Source organism: Oligella sp. HMSC05A10 (genome assembly GCF_001808335.1).
GTDB classification, from domain to species: domain Bacteria; phylum Pseudomonadota; class Gammaproteobacteria; order Burkholderiales; family Burkholderiaceae_B; genus Oligella; species Oligella urethralis.
Window position 1 is genome coordinate 19569 of record NZ_KV792954.1, and the last position, 21567, is coordinate 41135.

Below are 21567 nucleotides of genomic sequence, written 5' to 3' on the forward strand. Positions count from 1 at the left end.
TAGCTAAACGGTCACTCGGGTGTGATGATAAGCGTCGACGAGTGCTTGCTACGCCTATTATCACCCCAAGCCCATCGCCGTGGCCTCTTGCTTTAGTACCTGCGAGGCCTTGTACATCTGCTTCATCGGGAAGCGCATGCTGATATAGTCTTGCCCCGACTCAAGCGGAGGAGGTTCATCCTGTCCCTCAAACGGCTTTAAGGTCAGCATGTTATAAACATAGTCGATGTTTTTCTCCAAATCCGTAGGAATATCATCAAACTGACTCATCAGCGGCACCATGGAGTTTATCTGACTAGCCAAGGCATCAGCTTCCAGTAAAATGCGGTTTAAGCGAATAATATCCATTTGGCGACGGTCAGGTTCACTCATCATGCGGTTTAAACTATCGGTAAACAGTGCAAAGGCATCTTGCATTTTCTTGCGCGATAATTGCATTGCCAGTAGCGTGGGCTCCGTTGGTTCCACCATCCGTTGATCCTTGGGTAGCGCTTGTAATACACGTACATGGGCAATGGTATCGTGCAGATAGTGATAAAGGGCGTCAATGGTATTACTCACATAGCGTGGCAGTTGATCCTTTTCCCACCAAGGCAATAAAAAGCTAAAGAGAAAAGTAATCACCGAAGCAATCGCTGTATCCAACGCCCGTTCACCGACCAACCAGTAAAAGCCTGGGGTCAGGTAGTGGAAACCAATCAAAATATAGACCGTGATAAAGACCGATCCCAGTTTAAAATTATCCTTAATATAGGTATTGCCTAAAATCATGGCGATGAACATCATCGTCAAAATCACAATATCATTGTGCGTAATGGCAAAGAGTCCGATCGTGATCACGCAGCCAATCAAGGTCCCGATAAGGCGCCAGCTCGTGCGCTGCTGGGTCAGGGTAAAGCCCGGACGCATAATCAGTAGTACCGTCACCAGAATCCAGTTACTATGATTGCTAAGATTTTGATAAGTTTCTCCATCAATGGGGGCGAGTAGCGCCAAAGCGGTGCCTAGCTGCACCAACAGCACTGCCGCCGTCACTCGCAGCGAATAGCGTACAATCGGTGAACGCAAGCCGTCTTTAAGCTGATTTACTAGACGCGACAGAGAATAGTCATTGGTCGAACGGAATTGCAATAGGGAGGGACTGATGGTGATTGCTTCCTTAGCGCTCGCTGTGCGTTGCAGACCGGACTGGCGTGGATCCGGTGGACCTTGGAAGTTTTTGACGTAGCGTAGATTATTACTGATTTCCTCCACATTAAAGTGGGTATTTCGAAGGCGTCGATAAATCTGGATCACTAAACCGTAAATTTCGGGGTCCTCTTGTGGCAGATTTTGCGCCCGAAACTGCTCAATTTCAAACTCCAGCGCCCGCAACTCGGCCTTGACACTACTGCGATAGGAGAGCGGTTCATTACGAATCAAATCAGTGGCAGCATGCTGCAGGGTGGTGCTTAAAATGACTAAAGTATCCCGCATAAACAGTAAGGCATCATGCTCGCCTAGCTTTTCTCGAAGAAATTGATAATCCGTATGAGTAGCGACCATATTATCCATAATCGCCACCATCCGATTAAAGATATTCCACAAGCGAGTGCGCTGTTCATAGGAACTGCTTTCATCGGCGCTCGGCAAATGCCGTAAAATCATATCGCGCGCCGCTTGTTGTGCCTCAATCATACGTGAGGTCTGGCTAATCAGTTGATGAAAGCTTTGATCTAAATCCCGCTCCATATCGTATAAACGGGCTCGTGCCAGCATATAATCGGCGGTGGCATAGAGCGCAGTCGCAATAATGAGACGCTGCTCGTATTTTCTAAACACATAGCTGATACTCAGGCTGAAAAACCAATAGCTAGTACAACCCAACAAGGTGAGTACACTATGTATCATTGCCTCATCAAAGGGTTTGACAAAATTATGATTGATTAGCACCGCCAGTAAGGCGGCAAAGCCAATCAACATGCCAGATTTACCGTAGCCGGCCAGAATGGTATAAAAAAACACCAACAGGGTGACGACAATCCAAGAAATCGCAGGATAGGGACCGACTAGGTTCACCAAAAAAGTGCCTGCACTACATAATAGCAAGGTGGATAAAAGCTCATTACTACGTGCTCGTAGACTGTAGGCAGCAGGTGGATCCACAATCGACATGGCCAAGACACCGCTGGCAAAGGCAACTCCATGGGCGTAGTCCTGCAATAAGCCGACAAAGACCACAACGGCCACAAATAAGCCGAAGGCCTTACGTAGTCCGAAGTATAGCTCCGGGCTGTGGATAAATTTATTGAGCGTATCGCTTGCAATATGCACTGCTTCTCACCTGATCATTAGGACTCATAAGACGCTTTATTATAAACTTTTGGGCGCAATCGATTTTCTAAAATTGATGAGATTGCCATTGCGATACTGTTGTTTTATGCATGATTTTTTAAAAAAAATGATGTATTTAGGCGATTGAATTGATTTTTTAATCCTAATGAGCTAATGTTTCTAGTTATGTTTTTTTATCAGAAAAACAACGGACTTATAGACAGAAGATATTCAATTACCCATTGAGTATAGTTGACTAGTTACACACCAAGTCATCGAGCTATATAGCCCTAAGTTTAGAAAAATCTGTCGTTTCTCGCCACAAGCGAATGCGCAGACTCCGTTTCTGACTTTTTTGCATATTTTTAATGCGATGTACAAGCCGCTGAAGGTCTTGTTCGAGCCAATTATCTGTTGTGGGTGGATATCCTCTGTGAGGGTTGAAGCGCTGCGGCGGCTAGTTGACTACGTCAAGCACCACAAGTTCAGTAGGGTAACGTACTGGTTATGAAAGGATCATAAAAATGGAACAATTAACGGGCGCAGAGATAGTAGTTCGTTGTCTGGCCGAACAGGGTGTTAAGCACATCTTCGGTTATCCGGGCGGCGCAGTACTATACATCTATGACGCTATTTTCAGTCAAGAAGATTTTCAGCACATTCTAGTGCGTCATGAGCAAGCCGCAATTCATGCTGCCGATGCTTATTCCCGATCGTCTCATAAAGTTGGTGTAGCCCTGGTGACCAGTGGTCCCGGGCTGACAAATGCCGTGACCGGCCTGGCGACCGCATACATGGACTCGATTCCGATGGTGGTTATCAGTGGTCAGGTCGGCACTAAAATGATTGGTGAAGACGCCTTCCAAGAGTGTGATGCCGTGGGGATCACGCGTCCCTGCGTAAAGCATAATTTCCTAGTACGTGATGTCAAAGATTTGGCCGACACCATGCGTAAGGCCTTCCATATTGCTTCGACCGGTCGTCCCGGTCCGGTATTGGTGGATATTCCCAAGGATATTACCGTTGATACGTGTCGCTATGCACCACCCAAGGGGGAGGTGAGAATGCGCTCGTACAATCCAGTGGTTAAGGGGCATCAGGGGCAAATTAAAAAGGCCATTACCGCATTGCGCGCTGCCTCTCGACCGATGGTGTATGCCGGCGGTGGGGTGATTTTATCCAATGCGGCCGAGGAGCTGCGAGAGTTTGTTGATTTATTAGGAGCACCCTGCACCACTACCCTTATGGCCTTAGGCGGTCTTAATGCGAGTCATCCTAATTATGTCGGGATGCCGGGGATGCATGGTACCTATGAGGCCAATATGTCCATGCAAAACAGCGATGTGCTGATTTGTGTGGGTGCGCGTTTTGATGACCGCGTGGTTGCCAATCCTAAGCATTTTGGTCAGGTGCCACGTAAGGTGATTCATATTGACGTGGATCCATCTTCAATTTCTAAGCGTGTACGTGCGGACTTGCCAATTGTGGGTAATGTCAAAGACGTGCTGCAGGAGATGAACGCTCAGCTCCGCGCATTGCGAGATAATCCAGACAAGCCAGCTAAAAATATTGAGGCTTGGTGGCAGCAGATTAATGAGTGGCGTGAGCGTAAGTGCTTAGCTTATACACAGTCAGATGATGTGATTAAGCCTCAATTTGTGGTTGAAAAGCTATGGGAAGTGACTGGTGGCGAGGCCTTTGTTACTTCTGATGTAGGGCAGCACCAGATGTTTGCTGCGCAGTACTATGGCTTTGAAAAGCCGCGTCGTTGGTTAAATTCTGGCGGCTTGGGTACGATGGGCGTGGGCTTACCTTATGCCATGGGTGCGCAAATGGCAAATCCTGACGGGATGTTTGCTTGCATTACCGGTGAAGGCTCGATTCAGATGAATATTCAGGAGCTCGCCACGTGTAAGCAGTACGGTTTTACCCCGAAAATCATTTGTTTAAATAACCGTTATCTCGGTATGGTCAGGCAGTGGCAAGAGCTTGATTATGAGTCACGCTATTCCGAGTCCTATATGGATTCATTGCCCGACTTTGTGAAGTTAGCAGAGAGCTATGGTCATGTGGGGATTCAAGTGACCAAGGTGGCGGATGTGGAGCCGGCCTTGCGTGAGGCCTTTTTCGGTGCACACAAGGATCGTTTAGTGTTCCTTGATTTTATGACTGACCGTGAAACTAACGTTTGGCCGATGGTTAAAGCCGGTAAGGGCTTAACTGAAATGCTAATCGACGGCATTGATGTATAGGGGAAGGGCAAATGAAACACGTTATTTCGATTTTATTGGAAAACGAACCCGGTGCCTTATCTCGTGTGGTCGGCTTGTTCTCTGCTCGCGGCTACAATATTGAGACGCTCACCGTAGCGCCCACTGAGGACCTCAGCTTGTCACGTATGACCATTATGACCAACGGTTCGGATGATGTGATTGAGCAAATTACGAAGCATTTAAATCGCTTGGTGGATGTGGTCAAGGTGGTTGATTTGACCGAAGCACCGATGGTAGAACGCGAGTTGATGTTGATTAAGGTACGCGCTGTAGGCAAGGAGCGTGAAGAGGCTACACGCCTTAGCGATATCTTCCGCGGTCGTATCGTTGATGTCACCGACAAGACCATGACCATTGAAGTCACCGGTGTGCAGGAAAAAATTGATGCCTTTATCGAGGCAGTAGAGCCAGGGATGATTTTAGAGGCCGTGCGGAGCGGAGTGACTGGCGTAGGGCGCGGTAATCGTATTTTAAAAGTTTAATTTTTAAAAATAACGCAGTAATAGATTAATTTTATAGAGGAAGTTATGAAAGTTTTTTACGACAAAGATTGTGATTTATCCCTAATCAAGGGCAAGCAAGTAGCGATCATCGGTTACGGTTCTCAGGGTCATGCGCATGCGCTTAACTTACACGAATCCGGTGTGAATGTGACCGTTGGTTTACGTAAAAACGGTGCGTCTTGGAAAAAGGCTGAAAACGCTGGCTTAAAAGTTGCTGAAGTGGCTGATGCGGTTAAAGACGCTGACGTTGTGATGATTTTATTGCCGGATGAAAACATTGCCGAGGTTTACAAAAACCAGGTTGAGGCCAATATGAAGGCTGGCGCTGCCTTAGCCTTTGCTCATGGTTTTAACGTTCACTACGGTCAGGTCGTGCCGCGTGATGATATCGACGTGATCATGGTTGCGCCTAAGGCACCAGGTCACACAGTGCGTAATACCTACCAAAATGGTGGTGGTGTACCTCATTTAGTGGCTGTTTACCAAGACGTATCTGGCGCTGCCCGTGATGTTGCGCTTTCATACGCGAGCGCTAACGGCGGTGGTCGTGCCGGTATTATTGAAACGAGCTTCCGTGAAGAGACTGAAACTGACTTATTCGGTGAGCAGGCCGTACTTTGCGGTGGTGCCGTTGAGTTAATCAAGGCCGGTTTCGAGACCCTAGTTGAAGCGGGTTATGCACCTGAAATGGCGTACTTCGAGTGCTTGCATGAGTTAAAGCTTATCGTTGATTTAATCTACGAGGGCGGTATTGCCAATATGAACTACTCTATCTCGAATAACGCTGAGTACGGTGAGTATGTGACAGGTCCTCGTGTTGTGACTGAAGCAACTAAGCAAGCAATGCGCGAGTGCTTACATGACATTCAGACCGGTGAGTATGCTAAGAGCTTTATTCTTGAACACGCAGCCGGTGCGCCTACCTTAACCTCTCGTCGTCGTATTAACGCAGAGTCTCAAATCGAGAAAGTCGGCGCTGAATTGCGTGCCATGATGCCTTGGATTGCAGCGAATAAACTAGTTGACCAAAGCAAAAACTAAGCCGGTGCGCTTTACTGTCTTAGGAACCGGTAGCGCTTCGCAGCTACCGGTTTACAACTGTCGCTGCCTCGCTTGTGAGCGAGCAAGGGCAGATAGTCGTTTGATTAGACGTCCCGCCAGTGCCATGTTGCAAATCGGTCGGGACGTTTATTTATTTGATAGCGGGCTGATGGATTTACGGGAGCGTTTTCCCATGCCGGCAGCCGATGAGGTGGAAGCACCACGTCTCACAGCGATATTTCAAACCCATTATCATGCCGATCATGCGCAAGGCTTGTTAAGTCTGCGTTGGGGTGAGGGTATGTCGCTACCAGTCTATGGGCCGGATGATGCGGTCGGCTTTGCTGATCTGTATAAACACCCCGGCATCCTTGATTTTTCCCATACCTTAGCGCCTTTTCAGTGCCTGACCCTAGTGGATAATGACACGGGCAGCGTCACTGTCACGGCCTTGCCCCTAGAGCATTCGAGACCAACCTTAGGCTATTTAATTGAGGTATCTAAAGGCAAAGCCATTGCCTATTTAACCGATACCAAAGGCTTGTCACCGGAAGTGCTAGCTTTATTGCGTGCCAAGGCAGTGGACTATGTACTTGTAGATTGTACCTACCCGCCCGGTGTGAAGGCGAAAGGGCATCATCATCTACATGAGGCCTTGGCCTTGGTGCCCCAAATACCAGCAAAGGCTTTTTACTTAACCCATATCGATCATAGCTTAGAGACGTATTTGATCCGGCATCCCGAGCAATTACCGACCGGTGTGCAACTTGCTCAAGATGGGATGTGTTTTGATTTAAGTGTCGCGTAGCTTTTCTAGCAAATAGCCTATGTGCTCCCTCCGCACTTTTTAAGCTCTGGCATTAGCATAGCGTCAATTCCTTTTTTACATCATCACTTATGCCTGTGGTTCATTCACAGTGACCACCCTTGTGCTTGCGCATGTTGTTGTACAAAGACACGGCATACAGAAAGTGATGCTCTATTTGAGCTTGATCAATCCTTTCTGCAAATGATATTGACAATGATTCTCATTAGTATTAAATAGTTAACTAAATTAAGCGATTAGCTAAGTTAGTTTTTCATTTCAAATCAGATTTTAAGCTTGTGATGATGTCAGAAAATCACTCAGTAGATGAGGCAACTCTCAGCCTAGACGAGTTGCCGTGCAATGTAAAAGCAGTGATTGCACATGTACGTGGCGAGGGTGCTTTACAGCAAAAATTCCTAGATATGGGCTTTATTCCAGGCGTTGAGATTGAGAAGGTACGCTCCGCACCATTACTTGATCCAATTCAAGTGCAGGTGCTTGGATGCTACGTATCCATGCGTCGTCAAGAGGCAAAGATGTTAGAGGTTAGACGAGTAGCACCATGATTAAAGTAGCCATTGCGGGTCAGCCTAATTGCGGTAAATCGACTATTTTTACCATGATGAGTGGGGTCAAGCAGTATGTGGCTAATTACCCCGGTGTGACGGTTGAGAAAAAAGCACGGTACTGCGCCATGCAGGGCAGACCATTGAGTTGGTCGACCTCCCGGGCACCTATTCCTTTAGCGCCTTCTCTGCTGAAGAGCAGGCGGCTATTGGCTATATCGTTGATGAAGATCCTGACATCATTATCAATGTGGTTGATGCGTCGAGTATTCAGCGTAGTCTATATCTGAGCTATCAGTTACTCGAAATTGGCAAGCCCGTGATTGTAGTACTCAACATGATGGACGTGGCTAAGCGTCGGGGCATGCAGATAGATATTGATGCCTTGGCGGCGGAGTTTAAGGTGCCGGTGATTGAGGCGGTGGCGTCAAAGCAGATTGGTAGAGAGGAAATTCTAGCGGCGATTAGTGACATTTCTGAAGCGCAGTCACTGGCGCAGTCGCCACCCCAAGCGTACCAATTATTTTATCCAGAGTTAGAGGTAGCCATTGATACACTGGCACAGCGTATTGCCTCAGAAATCGAGGCGAGCATTGCCCCACGGTGGTTTGCGCTTAAACTCTTAGAGGGTAATGCCGTCGTACAAGCCAAGCTGCTAGCCATTGCCCCGGCCTTGGCTGAAGCGATTGCAACTGTGAAACAAGGTTTAGCGCAACAGCACCCTGAGCTTGATGCGGTATCCAGTATTGCCGCTACCCGTCATGCTGCAGCCAGTGCCTTATGTCACAACATTGTGCGCCTGCCAGCGAAGTCATCAACCTCACTCACTGCCCTGATCGATAAGGTCGTGCTAAATCGTTACTTGTCTTTTGTCGTTTTGGCTTTGGTGGTATATGGTACCTACGAGCTGTCGATTGTGAAAGGCTATGAGCTGACCAATTATACCTGGCCCTATTTAGCAAAAGCGAAGAACTTTATTGTGAGCTTATTACCTGCGCCACAGTTGATTGAGGTGCCACTCATTGCCGAGTTTGTGGTGTGGTTGGTGAATAGTGCCTTAGCGCTTTTGAACTATGTGCCCATCTTCCTGATTTTATTTTCTATTATTGCGATTCTAGAGGATACGGGCTATATGCCTAGAATCGCCTTTGTCTTGGACCGCGTATTTAATCGCTATGGTCTACATGGTCAATCGACCTTGCCGTTGGTGTTAGGTGGAGCCTTTGTCGGCGGCTGTGCCGTGCCCGGTATTATGGCCACCAAAGGAATTGCTGATGAACGGGCGCGCATTGCCACCATCATGACTGTTCCCTACATGAACTGCTTAGCCAAAGTGCCGTTTTATACCTTATTGTTGGGGGCGTTTTTTGCCTCATCCATGTCATTGATGATGTTTTTTATTTCTACAGTGACTTTCTTTATTGCACTCAGCGTGGCCAGAGTATTGACCATGACGGTGCTTAAAAATCGCGCCAGCAAGCCCTTTATGATGGAGTTGCCACCTTATCATTTGCCAACGGTTAAGGGCGTCTTATTGCGTGCGGTGCAGCGCGTGTGGATGTACATCTATAAGGTCGGCACCATTGTGATGGCGGTGGCTGTCGTACTTTTTGTGCTATTGCAATTTCCGGGGGTACCAGCAGCGACTAAAGCTGCGTTTGAGCAACGTGCTACAACCATGGTTGAGGACTTTAAAGCGAGTGTACAAAACTCACCTTATGCTGAATCGTTGCACAGTAAGGAAACGATTTATCAACTGGTGAATTTACACAATCAATACCGTTCCGAGCGGATGGTGGCGGCCAGTTCAGCGGATAGGGTAAAAGCGCTGGATACACGCTTTGAACAAACATACCCTGAGTTGTTTAGATTTGTGAAACCTACTAATAACGATGAGCGTGCCGTTAATCGGGCCTTGCGTCAATTAGCACAAAAGTCGCAGTTATTACAAAACGAAATTAAAAACGAGCGTATTGAGAATTCCTTACTCGGTAGCGTCAGTCGCTTTATTGAACCGGCGACACAATGGGCGGGCTTTGACTGGCGTATTAACGTGGCGTTCTTAAGCTCTTTTGCTGCACGTGAAAGTGCCGTAGCCACCATTGGTTCGATGTATGAGCAAGGTCAGGGTGATCGTCCTGAAGAAGCTTTCGCTAGTGCAGAAACGGGTTATACCGCACTGCATGCAGTGGCGATGTTGATCTTTATGATTTTTACGCCGCCCTGCATTGCCTCGATGGTGGTACTAAAGCTTAATGTGCAGTCCTACAAATTGATGCTGTTGGCGATTGCGCTGCCTTTTGGTCTCGGTTTGTTATTTGCTTCTGCTTTCTTTACCTTAGCAACGCATTTTGCCTGGGATGGGCTGCATACCATGGTGTATTTCTATTTCACGGTGGTGGCCATTACCTTAGTTTTAGGGTTTTTTAGGGGTTCCGCTGTTTTGCCTGAAACGAGTGGTGGGCAGGCGAGCTATCACTATCGCTAATGGTGTTAGGGAGCGTAGTGTGCAAGTAGCATTTGATTCCTGTTTGTTTTAACTAATCTTAAAGGTGTTCTGATGAAAAAATTCTTAATGATCGCATTATGTTTAGCCTTGGCGCCCAGTGCCTTTGCCCATACTGCCTTAATGTCTTGCTTTGATGAGGGCGATGGCACCATTACATGCGAGGGTGGTTTTAGTGACGGTAGTAGCGCCAGTGGTGTGAATTTCTACGTTGAGCAAGATGGCCAAAAAATTCACAGCCTGACTTTTGATGAGTTGAATAGTGTCAACTTTAAAAAACCCGAGGGTGAGTATAAAGCCGTGTTTGATGCTGGTGATGGTCATCGTATCCAGCTAAATGGCAGTGAGATTAATTAAGCGAAGCGAGGATTATTTATGAAGAAATTTTTCACCTTAAGTGCTTTGATGTTTGCCTTAGGTATGGGCTCGGCCAATGCGCATTTTCAAATGCTTTACACACCGGAGTCTGCTTTAAATCAGGGTCAAACCATTCCCATGAAGCTTGTGTTTGCTCACCCATTTGAAGATTCACACACCATGGATATGAAAAAGCCAGCGTCTTTTTATGTGGTTCACAAAGAAAGGCAAAAGGATCTGCTAGCTGAGCTTAAATCCATTGAGTGGACGGGTAATGAGAATAAAGGCCAAGCCTTTGAATTAGATTACAAAGCACGTTCCATGGGCGATCACATGTTTGTCTTAACCCCGGCGCCTTATTTTGAAGAAAACGAGGACGCATACATTCAGCAAATCACCAAGCTCATCGTCAATGTGGCCGGTATGCCCACCGATTGGGATAGTGAATTAGGTCTGAAGGCTGAAATTGTGCCATTAACCAAGCCTTATGCCGTGTGGGAGCATGGTAGCTTTAGCGGTGTGGTGATGAGCGAGGGTAAGCCAGTGCCATTTGCTGAGATTGAAGTGGAATACCTCAATACGGATGTGGATGTGAAGGCAAACAAAACCGGCCCCCTAAAATATAAAGCACCACAAGATAGCTTTGTGACCCTTGTGCTCAAAGCCGATAGTCAGGGCGTCTTTAATTTTGCCATTCCTAAAGCGGGTTGGTGGGGTTTTGCCGCCCTGGGCGTAGGTCCTGATGACAGCTATGAAGGCAAGGAACTAAGCCAAGATGCGGTGATTTGGGTTCAGGCTAAAGCCATGACACAAGAGTAAATTAAGATGATGGATTTAATTATTATTGGCGCCGTGTTTGCGCTTGCTAGCTGGTATATCTATCATAAGCTCGTTAAGAAAAAGGGTTGCAGCGGTTGCGCTTCATCTAAGGGTTGCGCTGCTGCTCAGCACCAAAAGCAAGCCATGATGAAAAAGCAACGATTGCCAGAAGTGGATCAGAGCAAATAAGTCCGCATAGCGCAGGGCTACTTTAATAGTTAACACAGCGCTTTTACTATAGGCGCTGTTAGCAAGAAAAATCCCGAGCAATTAAGCGTGGGTGCTAATTTGCTCGGGACGATGTTGCTTTAGCGCTGTGAGGGCTTTAACTTATAATCCAAAGGCACGGAAACGATCGGCCTCATCCATATAGTCTTTAGCCGCTGCAGGCGTCTCGATGCTACCAAAAGGCATTTGTGCTGTTAACACCCAGTTGCTAGGAATATCCCAGCGCTCAGCGACGGCGGCATCGATGAGGGGGTTATAGTGCTGTAGAGAAGCGCCGATATCGTGCTCGGCAAGCGCCATCCATACGGCATATTGAGCGATGGCGGTCGAATGCTCAGACCAAATTGGGAACTTGTCCGCATAGAGTGGGAACTGCTCTTGCAATGCCTTAATCGGCTCCTGATCTTCATAAAATAATACGGTACCACGCGCAGCTTTAAAGGCATCCATTTTTGCATTGGTGGCTTCAAAACTATCCGCTGGCACGATTTCACGCAATGTCTCACGTGTCATATCCCATAAGGCCTCATGTTCATCCCCAAACAGCACCACCACACGAGAACTTTGTGAGTTAAAAGAGGAAGGGCTCTCACTAACAATTTTTTTTATGAGTTCGTAAAGCTCGGCATGAGAATGGTCGATGTCTTTGCCAAGGTGATAAATAGAACGACGCTTTTTAGCTAAATCATGTAATTTCATTGTTTCTCCAACATTAGAATGGCTGACGACCTCGACTGCTTCAGGGGAGGTGGTGATAATAACTAATAACTAGACGCTCATGTGCGCCTGTAAAAAATTTACTGACTAGTCATATATTACTTGATTGCTGCAAGGCGGTCTAATCAATTCATCTAAATGAGTTGATAGCCAATCTTAATCTTAGCCGTATTGAAAAAAAGCATGTGGTTCAAGGTGGCTTAGCGACTACCCAAGGGCGTCTGCATGTTACCATGGAGGGTGATGAATTAATTGATTAAATTTACTTGTATAGGTACCTTGGTGAGCAATCAGTTACAACAAAAGAATCAAGCAAAAAAGCGCCCGTTACTCGCAAGAGAGGGTTGGCCTTTTATTGCCCTCGCATTGATTCTAACGATTATTGCAGCTTTTATTAATAGCTGGCTAGGTTTAGCATTGGCCCTAGTGGCGATATTTGTTATCCAGTTTTTTAGAGATCCGAGTCGTCAGGCACCGTCCGGCGATAGCTTGGTGCTGTCTCCAGCTGACGGTCGTATTGTGGCTGTTGAGGAAGTGCACGATCCTTATGCCGATCGTCGAGCACTTAAAATCAGTGTGTTTATGAATGTGTTTAATGTGCATTCCAATCAGATGCCGGTCAGTGGACGGATTCATAAGGTCGAGTACCATCCGGGGAAATTTGTTAATGCTGATTTGGATAAGGCTTCGGTAGAAAATGAGCGTAATGCCATTGTGATTGAGCGCGCCGATGGGCAGTTAGTCACTTCGGTGCAAGTGGCCGGTTTAGTGGCACGACGCATTTTATGTTATGTGACGGAGGGGCAGGCGCTGCAGGCAGCGGATCGTTACGGCTTTATTCGTTTTGGTTCGCGCGTGGACGTGTATTTACCCTTGCAGGCTAAGCCACTTGTCGCTATCGGTGATAGGGTTTCGCATACAACGACGGTATTAGCCGAATTGGAGTCATGATGACAGAGGATCAACGAGCGAGCGCTGAGGCTGCAGAGACAGGGGTTTCACAGGCCAATGAGGACTTAGCTAGTCCTGAGACGCTCAGTCAGGACGATGGTGCAGAGCCCTTATTGATTAATGCAAAGCCGGTGCCTAAGCGAGGTATTTATTTATTGCCGAATGCGATCACCACGGCTAATTTATTTGCTGGCTTTTTTGCGGTGATGCAAGCCATGAATCATCGCTTTGAATGGGCTGCCTTAGCGATTTTTGCCGCCATGGTGATGGATGGGATGGATGGTCGTATTGCACGTTTAACCAAAACCCAATCATCCTTTGGTGAGCAGTATGATTCCATGGCCGATATGGTGTCTTTCGGCATGGCCCCAGCTTTGGTGATGTATACCTACACCCTAAATGATTTGGGTCGTTGGGGTTGGTTAGCTGCCTTTGTGTATGTGGCCGGTGCTGCTCTGCGTTTAGCGCGTTTTAACAGCAATATTAATATTGTTGATAGTCGTTACTTTCAGGGTTTACCGAGTCCTGCGGCGGCGGCCTTAACCGCCGGTTTTGTCTGGTTGTCGGTGGATAATCGCTTACCCATCTCGGATCCGCATGCGTGGGTTGCTTTTGTGATCACGGTGTATGCAGGCTTGACCATGATTTCCAATGCGCCGTTTTTTAGTGGCAAATCAGGTCTCTTTATGGAGAAAAAATCACCGGCGCTATTGATGACGCTGTTGGTGTTGTTATTTGCCTTGTTGATGCTTAATGCACCATTGGTCATCACCGTTGTCTTTTTATCCTATACCCTATCAGGTTGGGTGATTATGCTGCTACGCTGGCGCAAGGCTAGGCGCTTACGCAGCTTGAGAAAGACCGAGTAGTTAACTCATAAAATTATAAAAACGCCCGCGGTACCATAAATGGTCGCGGGCGTGGTGCTATTAGCATTCGACAAAGAAGCAATCGCGATCAAAGCGGGGATCCGGTCCGGTATGCCAATGCGTCATCTGCTGACCATCTTTGCCCATATAAATATGCAGCAGCTTATTCCAGTGGTTAACCTCCTTGTAGCGATAGCTCCAAATCTGCTCACGCTTTTCGCCTAAGCCAAGGGTCTCGATTTCCGCTGGTGGACCGAATTCGCATAGTACCGCTTGGGCAGACCACTGACCACGGTCTAGCTTTTTAAAGTTTTGTGAAGTGAGTACCGAATAAACAGAACCGATTAAATAGCCCTCAGCATTGACATCAGCACCGTACACATATTGCCCGTTAGGCTGTTGTGACCAAAGCAAACGTTGACCGCCATCGGCACGCTCGCACTGATGAGTAGCTTGTCCCATAATGCTCAAAGCCTCAGGTAGTGGAGCATTTGCCGGCACATCACGATAGCTGGCGCAAGCACTAAGCACGCCGGCTAAGGCAAGCAAAAATGCGGGTCGATAAAGGGCATGGAGGGCACGCGGTTGGGCTTTTTGCGGCTTATTTATCACAGATTGCATTATTTTCTCTCAAGTGGTGATTTTAAACACAACTTAAATGGTAAAAGGGAGTATAATTAGCGATTAACTTATAAATTAGTGACAGTTAGGTAGCGACTGGCTAGCTTTAGTTTAGCAGATGATCGGCGCGACTAGCATGCGAGCTTTATCATCAGTCGCCGTAAAACCACCCACTTCAAGGGGTGGATATAAGGCGATAAAGTTGCTACAATCAATCAGTTGTTAATTCAAACCATCTACAAAAAACAGCTAAGACAAGTATAGTATAAATTGCGAGTACGCAGTGTTTTGGCTAGTAGATGGTATTCCACACACACTCTCAAACTAGCTCGTGTCAACAGACAATCTTAACGGTAGGGTTAGTTTGAAATAAGAATCTTAGATGCAAGGTGTGAATTGCAAGGCGGTAGCCACCTCTAAGATTTGCGGTCGGGCTTGACCGTCTAGTTGTAGGAATCCCATCCCTTTAGGGAGGGGAGGAAGTCAAAAGTTAGGGTTTAATTGATTATGTTCACGTTGGCGCTCTATCCGTGTCAACGCATGTTTTAAGGATATATAGTATGTCAGTTGCAGATATTGATAAAGCAAAAATTGTTTCAGAATTCGCTCGCAAAGAGGGCGATACCGGTTCACCTGAAGTACAGATCGCTTTGCTTACCGCTCGTATTAACGAGTTAGGTTCTCACTTCAAGGAGCACGCCAAGGATCACCACTCACGTCGCGGTTTATTACGTATGGTTAGCCGTCGTCGTAAGTTACTAGACTACTTAAAAAGAACTAACGCTAACGCTTACCGTGATTTAATTGTTAAATTAGGCTTACGTAAGTAATTGACGGGTCTTTAGAAGTAGAGATTCATAGCCGTGCACAGATGGTTTCTGCTGCACGGCTTTTTATTGTTAGTCCGACAAGCGTTATAGAACCGTGGTATCGCTTGAGATTTCGGACAAAATTGTAGATTAAGGAATCCACATGTTTAATAAATTTACTCAGTCTTTTCAGTATGGTGAGCATACTGTTACCCTAGAAACCGGCGAGATTGCGCGTCAGGCGACGGGTGCTGTGTTAGCTTCGATGGGCGATACAGTTGTGTTAGCGACCGTGGTTGCCGCTAAGGATGCTAAGCCAGGCCAGGATTTTTTCCCACTGACCGTGGACTATATTGAAAAGGCCTACGCCGCCGGTATGATTCCCGGCGGTTTCTTTAAGCGTGAAGCTAAGCCTTCCGAAAAGGAAACCCTTACTTCTCGTTTAATTGACCGTCCTTTGCGTCCCTTATTCCCTGAGGGTTTTTATAATGAAGTGCAAGTGATTGTGCATGTGTTATCGGTGGATCCGGAGATTGATCCCGATATTATTGCCATGATTGCAAGTTCAGCGGCGGTAGCGATTGCTGGTATTCCATTTGATGGTCCTATCGGCGCGGCACGTGTGGGTTATATTGATGGCAATTACGTGCTGAATCCGAGCCCTAGCCAATTAGAAAAATCGCAGATGGATTTAGTGGTAGCGGGTACAGAAGCTGCGGTGTTGATGGTTGAGTCCGAGGCTAAGCAGCTATCCGAAGAGGTGATGCTAGGCGGTGTGGTGTTTGGTCATGAGCAAATGCAAGCCGCGATCAATGCGATTAATGAGCTAGTAGAAAAAGCAGGTAAGCCTGCTTGGGATTGGCAGCCAGCCCCTAAAAATGAAGCCCTAGTAGCTCAAATTAAAGCGGCAGCACAAGAGGGTCTTCAGGCGGCTTATAAAGTGCGTGAAAAGCAAGCGCGTAGTACGCAAATCAAGCAAATCCATACAGCGGTGCAGGAGCAGTTAGCCGCTGCTGCCGCTGACAAAGGCGAAGAGCTTGACGCGGTTGAGGTTGAAAATATTCTTTTCTCGCTAGAGTCTGAGATTGTGCGTAGTCAAATCCTTAACGGTGAGCCGCGTATTGACGGCCGTGATACCCGCACCGTCCGTCCTATTTCGATTCGTTTAGGTGTGTTGCCTCGGACCCATGGTAGCGTTTTATTTACGCGCGGTGAAACACAGGCTATCGTGGTGGCGACCCTTGGGACCAAGCAGGATGAGCAAATCATTGATTCGGTGATGGGTGAGGGACGTGAACGCTTCATGTTGCATTACAACTTCCCACCGTTTTCTACCGGTGAAACCGGTCGCGTAGGTTCGCCTAAGCGTCGCGAAATCGGTCATGGTCGTTTGGCAAAGCGTGCCTTAGTTGCCACCTTGCCTAAGCACGATGATTTCCAGTACACCATTCGTTTGGTGTCTGAGATTACGGAGTCTAACGGTTCTTCCTCAATGGCTTCCGTATGTGGCGGTAGCTTGGCCTTGATGGATGCGGGCGTACCGGTGCAGGATCACGTCGCAGGCGTGGCGATGGGTCTTATCAAAGAGGATAATAAATTCGCCGTGTTGACTGATATTCTGGGTGATGAGGATCACTTAGGCGATATGGACTTTAAAGTCGCAGGTACCAAAGCGGGTATTACTGCCTTACAGATGGATATTAAGATCCAAGGCATTACCAAAGAAATTATGCAGGCTGCGTTGGCTCAGGCCAAAGAGGGTCGTATGCATATCTTGGGTAAGATGGAAGAAGCGATTTCCGGTTCGCGTAGCGAGCTTTCCAGCTTTGCGCCACGTATGTTGACGGTTAAAATCAACCCTGAAAAAATCCGTGATGTGATTGGTAAGGGTGGTGCGACGATTCGCGCGCTAACCGAGGAAACAGGTAGCCAAATCGATATCAGTGATGACGGTCTAGTGACAATTTCTAGTGCCGATTTAGATAAGGCAAAAGAGGCAGAGCGTCGTATTCTTGAGATTACCGCTGAGGTTGAGGTAAATCAGGTGTATGAGGGTACGGTGCAGCGCATGCTAGATTTTGGTGCGATTGTACAAATCCTACCGGGTCGCGATGGTTTACTGCATATTTCTGAAATCGCTAATTACCGCATTAATGATATTAATGAGGTACTTAAAGTGGGTCAGAAGCTACGCGTTAAGGTGATCGAAGCGGATGATCGCGGTCGTATCCGTTTATCGGTGAAGGCCTTAGGCGGGATTGAAAACGAAGAAAACCTACTGGGTGAGGTTGATACGCCTGCAGCAGAGTAAGTGAGGCGGCAAGTAGCGGCGTGTGTTAAAACCCACAAATTTCTTATGATTGTGGGTTTTAACTAACAAATTTGATTTTTTACTTGTCATCTACTTGCATTAATCTCAAAACCCTGTATAATTTATTGCTTAGCCAGTCGGGGCATAGCGCAGTCTGGTAGCGCATCTGGTTTGGGACCAGAGGGTCGTAGGTTCGAATCCTACTGTCCCGACCACTATTTATCAGTAGATAGTAGTGGTAGCAATTAGCCGTAATCCATTGTGATTGACGGCTTTTTTGTTGTCTAAAATAATGTGCTATGGTGGCGTGTGACGTCCCTTAGGCTGAGTACTACAGCGCCACCTGTTCAGCCCTAGCCCACAAGCGCGTCACTAAACCCTGCCAATCCTCGTAGTTCTGCGAGACTATCCATGCTGCTACTTCCTCAGCCACCGGTGGAAACACGGCCCGTGGTGGATTAGCTTGCATGAGCCATTGGCGTAAGGCGGTGGTCTCAAACTCAGTAAATACAACAGCCCGATTTAAATCTTCTAAAATTTTGCCATTAGAAAACTGCTCGACTTGCTTGGCTAAGGCCTTGGTATATATTTTTTTTCCTAGTACCATGGCTTCGCTGCAAAGACCGAATCCAGTATTACAAATCACCCCGGCGCAGGCGGCGAGATCCTGCGGAAAGTGTTCGCGACTTAGGGGTTTGACTAGGATATTTTTGTCTTGCACCGTGGTGTCACCTTGGCGATAGACGATAAAGCGCTGTTCAGGGATTTGTTGCAACCACTGAATCACCTGTGCCGTATCCTCAAAGGGCAGGTACACCAGGATAAAGTCTTCTTCACGCGTGGCTTGCTCATGGTTCATGGCAATCAGCGGAGGTACGATAGGCGCATCATAGGGCGCCCAATGCACACCGATATAGTGCTTAGCTGGGGCAAAGCTTTTGAGTGCTTGAGCCAGTAGCGGTGATTTTTCCGTGCCGGGAATGGCATGACATAAAGCGTATTGATGGGCTAGGCCGATGGCAGGTACGCCACGTAGCTTGGCGGCCCATGCGCTAACCGGTTCAAAGTCCGTCAACACCAAATCATAGTCCTTGACATTTAAGGCGCTGACATCCTTTATAAAGCGTAGCGGACGGGCATCACTGATGGTTTTAAACCAATTGACGGCACCCTGCTTGGTATAAAATGAAAAGCCCTGAAAGGCTCGGTAATCACCAAACATGGCCATATCAAAATAGGCATTGGCTGGGCGACCACTAAACACAAAATCTACTTTGCAACCGGCTGCTTGTAGCGCCGGTAACATCACACGGGCGCGGGTGATATGACCATTGCCCGTGCCTTGTACACCATAAAGAATTCGCACTAATAAAACTCAATCAAATTAAATCGCCATGATGGTTAAGGCGGACCAAGCGCTAGCTAAACCTAAGACCATACCAGCCACAATATCACCTGGGTAGTGGACGCCTAAAATCACACGCGATAGCCCTACCAAGGTAGCAAATGCATAGGCTGGCACGGCTAAGAAGGGGTATAAAGCCACAATAGTCGTCGCAAAGACAAAGGCTGCCGCCGTATGCCCGGAAGGGAAACTGAATTTATCCGACGGGGTGACTAGACTGACCACATCAACGATTTTGTAGCAGGGGCGGTCACGCTTAATGCTATTTTTAAGCACATAGTAAATCGGTAATTCAAAGCTATAAGCTAGTACGCCTGCATAGAACAGCTGCTTACCTTCAGGACCGGCCCAAATCCACATGGCCATCCCGAGTATGGCATACAATGGGCCATTACCAAGTGTCGAGAGGAGTTGACTTAAGATCGCAATATACTTTTTGCGGTTATAAGCTGATAAGCGGAAAAATAAGCGTGTATCAGTTGCACCTAAGCGCGCGAGCGTACTTGCTTTCATGGAAGACTCCTGTCATTTACAGACGATTCCCTAGTTATCAAGATAATAGTAACAGTCTGTAATGACAGCTTTATGACAGCTAATATCGCTCAGTGCGCCTGCGCTCCTTTAGTCCTCAACCTGGCCGTGGTACTTGGTTTTACCGTCATCGCCATTTCTAAAGCGCACCTCCTCGGGGTAGGGGTAGAAGTCATCCATCTGACCGTTTTGGATACGCTCCTTCTTGCCTTGCCAGAAAGCCGAGGTTAAGAGCTCACTATGATGCTGCATAAAGGTTTTGCGCACCACTGGATCGCCTAATAAAAAGGCGCCAAACTCCTCGGGGAACACATCGTATTTGTCCACCGGATACCAGACCTCACCCGACATTTCCAGTTCCGGATAGGGGGCAGGCGGGATATCGCGGAAATGGCAGTCGGTCATATATTCGATTTCATCGTAGTCATAGAAAATCACGCGACCAAAACGGGTTAGGCCGAAGTTCTTAAAGAGCATATCACCGGGGAAGATATTAGCCGAAGCAAGCTCTTTTAAGGCATTGCCATAGTCGATGATGACGCGCTCTTTTTCCTCATCGGTGGCATTTAATAAATACATATTAAGCGGCTTTAGACGACGCTCCACATAGCAATGACGTACCACAATAAAGTGCTCAGTTTCTTCTAATTGAGACGGCGCAAGTTCGCGTAGCTCCTGAATCATTTCCTCGCTACAACGATGACGTGGTAAGGCGACATTGGAGTATTCTAGCGTATCCGCCATGCGCCCCACGCGGTCATGCTTTTTGACTAAAAGATACTTAGCACGTACATAATCCTGGTCGAAGTCCTTATTCGGGCCGAACTTATCCTTTATCACCTTAAAGACAAAGGGGAATGATGGTAAGGTAAAGACCGTCATGACCAAGCCTTTAATACCGGGGGCAAGAATAAACTGATCCTCAGAGTAATGCAGATGTTGTAAAAAATCACGCCAGAAAATATTCTTACTCTGTTTGTGCAATCCTAGCATGGCGTACATATCGGCCTTATTACGCATTGGCATCAATTGCAATAGAAAGTTGACGTAGCCTGAGGGCACATCCATTGATACGAGAAAATAGGCCCGTGCAAAGGAGAAGAGCACGGAAATATGCTGCGGATTAAAGAGCGCTGCATCCACCTCCAACTCGCCCTTAGCATTGTGCATGATGGCTATGGCAAAAGGGTGACGGGCGTGACCGTTAATCACTTGGCCCATGATGTAGCCGCATTTATTACGATAAAAGGGTGATTGCAGTACCTGTATATGTAGATTGAGCTCATTAAGAAGATAGCCCTCACCTAGATAGTCAAGGAGTGCCTGATAAATCCTCTCCACATCGCGCGCTTGATCGGCAAAGGGCACCTGCCAATCATAGAAGTCGAGTACCTTGGAAAAACAAGCGTGTAAATCGCGATCGACCGGATAAAAGGACTTAAAGGTGCCACGATCGGACTCTAGATACTCGGTGGCTGCCGCCGGTTTGACAAAAATAAACTGATTGCGGTAGTAGGCCTTATCCAGTAGCTTAGTGGAGACGGAGTTAAAAAAGGTCTCTGCTAATTCGGGTTGATAATGGTCCACTAAGAGTGCGATATACGCCGTTTTTGTCAGACGCCAGGTCTCCTCATGCTGGATCACCTCGTGGTAGTGTTGGCGTAGCTCGCTAATGGCTTCACTGACCCGTTCATCATATACCTGAATACGATCGGCCACCAGTCGTTGGATCTGCTGCCAATCTCGGTTTTCGAAAGCCTCCTTGGCATGGGCGGAGAAAGAACGGAAAATGCGGTAGTGCTTATTAAAGCCACGTAAAATCGTCTCGGCAATCGCTTGGGCTACATCGAGTAGCTCCGGATCGGCTTTACATTGTTCGGGTAAGGTATTGCTAGCCATAAATCGTAAAAACTTCGCACTTAAAAATGCGTAAAAGGTA

18 protein-coding genes, 1 tRNA gene and 1 pseudogene are annotated in these 21567 nt (G+C 47.3%); 14 read left to right on the plus strand and 6 right to left on the minus strand.

Features of this window, described 5'->3' with window-relative positions; all coding sequences use genetic code 11:
- Positions 1-60: 60 nt before the first annotated feature.
- Entirely contained in the window at positions 61-2313 is a 2253-nt protein-coding gene (locus HMPREF3144_RS10115) for an FUSC family protein (protein WP_070477750.1), read from the minus strand.
- Positions 2314-2837: 524 nt separating this feature from the next.
- Here HMPREF3144_RS10115 and ilvB point away from each other — a divergent pair.
- The 9 genes and pseudogenes from ilvB to HMPREF3144_RS10160 all read left to right on the plus strand — a co-directional run bounded on the left by ilvB (position 2838) and on the right by HMPREF3144_RS10160 (position 11375).
- Positions 2838-4565 (plus strand): biosynthetic-type acetolactate synthase large subunit, encoded by a 1728-nt coding sequence (ilvB, locus tag HMPREF3144_RS10120; protein WP_018026473.1) that lies wholly within the window; start codon positions 2838-2840, stop codon positions 4563-4565.
- An 11-nt stretch (positions 4566-4576) separates the two neighbouring features.
- A complete protein-coding gene (gene ilvN / locus HMPREF3144_RS10125; RefSeq protein ID WP_018026472.1) occupies positions 4577-5068 on the plus strand; it encodes an acetolactate synthase small subunit in 492 nt (163 codons plus the stop codon).
- Between the two features lie 45 nt (positions 5069-5113).
- Complete coding sequence (ilvC, locus tag HMPREF3144_RS10130; RefSeq protein ID WP_018026471.1) at positions 5114-6130, plus strand: ketol-acid reductoisomerase; 1017 nt, start codon at positions 5114-5116, stop codon at positions 6128-6130.
- The gene (phnP, locus tag HMPREF3144_RS10135) at positions 6111-6938 is read left to right on the plus strand and encodes a phosphonate metabolism protein PhnP (protein ID WP_239660498.1); all 828 of its coding nucleotides are present in this window, start codon (positions 6111-6113) and stop codon (positions 6936-6938) included. Before ilvC ends, phnP begins: the two co-directional genes overlap by 20 nt.
- Before the next feature lie 302 nt (positions 6939-7240).
- Positions 7241-7504 carry a FeoA family protein gene (locus tag HMPREF3144_RS10140; RefSeq protein ID WP_070477752.1) on the plus strand — a complete coding sequence of 88 codons (264 nt, stop codon included), beginning with the start codon at positions 7241-7243 and terminating at the stop codon, positions 7502-7504.
- A gap of 56 nt (positions 7505-7560) precedes the next feature.
- A pseudogene (gene feoB, locus HMPREF3144_RS11965) lies at positions 7561-9992 on the plus strand (ferrous iron transport protein B).
- Positions 9993-10064: 72 nt separating this feature from the next.
- Positions 10065-10367, plus strand: a complete 303-nt coding sequence (locus HMPREF3144_RS10150) for a hypothetical protein (protein WP_018026467.1) — start codon at positions 10065-10067, stop codon at positions 10365-10367.
- Positions 10368-10385: 18 nt separating this feature from the next.
- Positions 10386-11186, plus strand: coding sequence for a DUF4198 domain-containing protein (locus HMPREF3144_RS10155; RefSeq protein ID WP_018026466.1), 801 nt, complete (start codon positions 10386-10388; stop codon positions 11184-11186).
- Positions 11187-11192: 6 nt separating this feature from the next.
- Entirely contained in the window at positions 11193-11375 is a 183-nt protein-coding gene (locus tag HMPREF3144_RS10160) for a FeoB-associated Cys-rich membrane protein (protein ID WP_018026465.1), read from the plus strand.
- Between the two features lie 141 nt (positions 11376-11516).
- Here HMPREF3144_RS10160 and HMPREF3144_RS10165 read toward each other — a convergent pair whose 3' ends face one another.
- Positions 11517-12113: a nitroreductase family protein gene (locus HMPREF3144_RS10165; RefSeq protein ID WP_070477754.1), complete on the minus strand. Its 597-nt coding sequence runs from the start codon at positions 12111-12113 to the stop codon at positions 11517-11519.
- Between the two features lie 300 nt (positions 12114-12413).
- Here HMPREF3144_RS10165 and HMPREF3144_RS10170 point away from each other — a divergent pair, with 300 nt between their 5' ends.
- Both HMPREF3144_RS10170 and pssA read left to right on the plus strand, forming a co-directional pair.
- Positions 12414-13082 (plus strand): phosphatidylserine decarboxylase, encoded by a 669-nt coding sequence (locus HMPREF3144_RS10170; protein ID WP_070477774.1) that lies wholly within the window; start codon positions 12414-12416, stop codon positions 13080-13082.
- Positions 13082-13951: a CDP-diacylglycerol--serine O-phosphatidyltransferase gene (pssA, locus tag HMPREF3144_RS10175; RefSeq protein ID WP_141742774.1), complete on the plus strand. Its 870-nt coding sequence runs from the start codon at positions 13082-13084 to the stop codon at positions 13949-13951. The genes HMPREF3144_RS10170 and pssA overlap by 1 nt, the downstream gene beginning before the upstream one ends.
- 60 nt (positions 13952-14011) lie before the next feature.
- Here the strand turns inward: pssA and HMPREF3144_RS10180 are convergent, their stop codons facing one another.
- A complete protein-coding gene (locus HMPREF3144_RS10180) occupies positions 14012-14572 on the minus strand; it encodes a hypothetical protein (RefSeq protein ID WP_036560427.1) in 561 nt (186 codons plus the stop codon).
- Positions 14573-15132: 560 nt separating this feature from the next.
- On the opposite strand from HMPREF3144_RS10180, the gene rpsO reads away from it, so the two are divergent.
- The 3 genes from rpsO (at position 15133) to HMPREF3144_RS10195 (ending at position 17907) form a co-directional block, all read left to right on the plus strand.
- Complete coding sequence (gene rpsO / locus HMPREF3144_RS10185) at positions 15133-15402, plus strand: 30S ribosomal protein S15 (RefSeq protein ID WP_018026460.1); 270 nt, start codon at positions 15133-15135, stop codon at positions 15400-15402.
- A gap of 142 nt (positions 15403-15544) precedes the next feature.
- On the plus strand, positions 15545-17692 hold the full coding sequence (gene pnp, locus HMPREF3144_RS10190) for a polyribonucleotide nucleotidyltransferase (protein ID WP_036560419.1): 2148 nt from the start codon (positions 15545-15547) through the stop codon (positions 17690-17692).
- Positions 17693-17830: 138 nt separating this feature from the next.
- Positions 17831-17907 (plus strand) — tRNA-Pro (locus HMPREF3144_RS10195).
- Between the two features lie 116 nt (positions 17908-18023).
- Here the strand turns inward: HMPREF3144_RS10195 and HMPREF3144_RS10200 are convergent.
- The 3 genes from HMPREF3144_RS10200 to aceK all read right to left on the minus strand — a co-directional run bounded on the left by HMPREF3144_RS10200 (position 18024) and on the right by aceK (position 21527).
- On the minus strand, positions 18024-19058 hold the full coding sequence (locus tag HMPREF3144_RS10200; RefSeq protein ID WP_070477756.1) for an MJ1255/VC2487 family glycosyltransferase: 1035 nt from the start codon (positions 19056-19058) through the stop codon (positions 18024-18026).
- Positions 19059-19076: 18 nt separating this feature from the next.
- Positions 19077-19610 (minus strand): phosphatase PAP2 family protein, encoded by a 534-nt coding sequence (locus tag HMPREF3144_RS10205; protein WP_048767613.1) that lies wholly within the window; start codon positions 19608-19610, stop codon positions 19077-19079.
- Between the two features lie 108 nt (positions 19611-19718).
- Positions 19719-21527: a bifunctional isocitrate dehydrogenase kinase/phosphatase gene (aceK, locus tag HMPREF3144_RS10210; protein WP_070477758.1), complete on the minus strand. Its 1809-nt coding sequence runs from the start codon at positions 21525-21527 to the stop codon at positions 19719-19721.
- Positions 21528-21567 lie beyond the last annotated feature (40 nt).

Excerpts from the sequence above, each read along its gene's own strand:
- ilvB (WP_018026473.1), top strand. The coding sequence starts at position 2,838 with ATGGAACAATTAACGGGCGCAGAGATAGTAGTTCGTTGTCTGGCCGAA.
- ilvN (WP_018026472.1), top strand. The coding sequence starts at position 4,577 with ATGAAACACGTTATTTCGATTTTATTGGAAAACGAACCCGGTGCCTTA.
- HMPREF3144_RS10140 (WP_070477752.1), top strand. The coding sequence starts at position 7,241 with ATGTCAGAAAATCACTCAGTAGATGAGGCAACTCTCAGCCTAGACGAG.
- pssA (WP_141742774.1), top strand. The coding sequence starts at position 13,082 with ATGACAGAGGATCAACGAGCGAGCGCTGAGGCTGCAGAGACAGGGGTT.
- HMPREF3144_RS10205 (WP_048767613.1), bottom strand. The coding sequence starts at position 19,610 with ATGAAAGCAAGTACGCTCGCGCGCTTAGGTGCAACTGATACACGCTTA.
- ilvC (WP_018026471.1), top strand. The coding sequence starts at position 5,114 with ATGAAAGTTTTTTACGACAAAGATTGTGATTTATCCCTAATCAAGGGC.
- HMPREF3144_RS10180 (WP_036560427.1), bottom strand. The coding sequence starts at position 14,572 with ATGCAATCTGTGATAAATAAGCCGCAAAAAGCCCAACCGCGTGCCCTC.
- aceK (WP_070477758.1), bottom strand. The coding sequence starts at position 21,527 with ATGGCTAGCAATACCTTACCCGAACAATGTAAAGCCGATCCGGAGCTA.
- HMPREF3144_RS10160 (WP_018026465.1), top strand. The coding sequence starts at position 11,193 with ATGATGGATTTAATTATTATTGGCGCCGTGTTTGCGCTTGCTAGCTGG.
- HMPREF3144_RS10165 (WP_070477754.1), bottom strand. The coding sequence starts at position 12,113 with ATGAAATTACATGATTTAGCTAAAAAGCGTCGTTCTATTTATCACCTT.
- pnp (WP_036560419.1), top strand. The coding sequence starts at position 15,545 with ATGTTTAATAAATTTACTCAGTCTTTTCAGTATGGTGAGCATACTGTT.
- rpsO (WP_018026460.1), top strand. The coding sequence starts at position 15,133 with ATGTCAGTTGCAGATATTGATAAAGCAAAAATTGTTTCAGAATTCGCT.
- HMPREF3144_RS10150 (WP_018026467.1), top strand. The coding sequence starts at position 10,065 with ATGAAAAAATTCTTAATGATCGCATTATGTTTAGCCTTGGCGCCCAGT.
- HMPREF3144_RS10155 (WP_018026466.1), top strand. The coding sequence starts at position 10,386 with ATGAAGAAATTTTTCACCTTAAGTGCTTTGATGTTTGCCTTAGGTATG.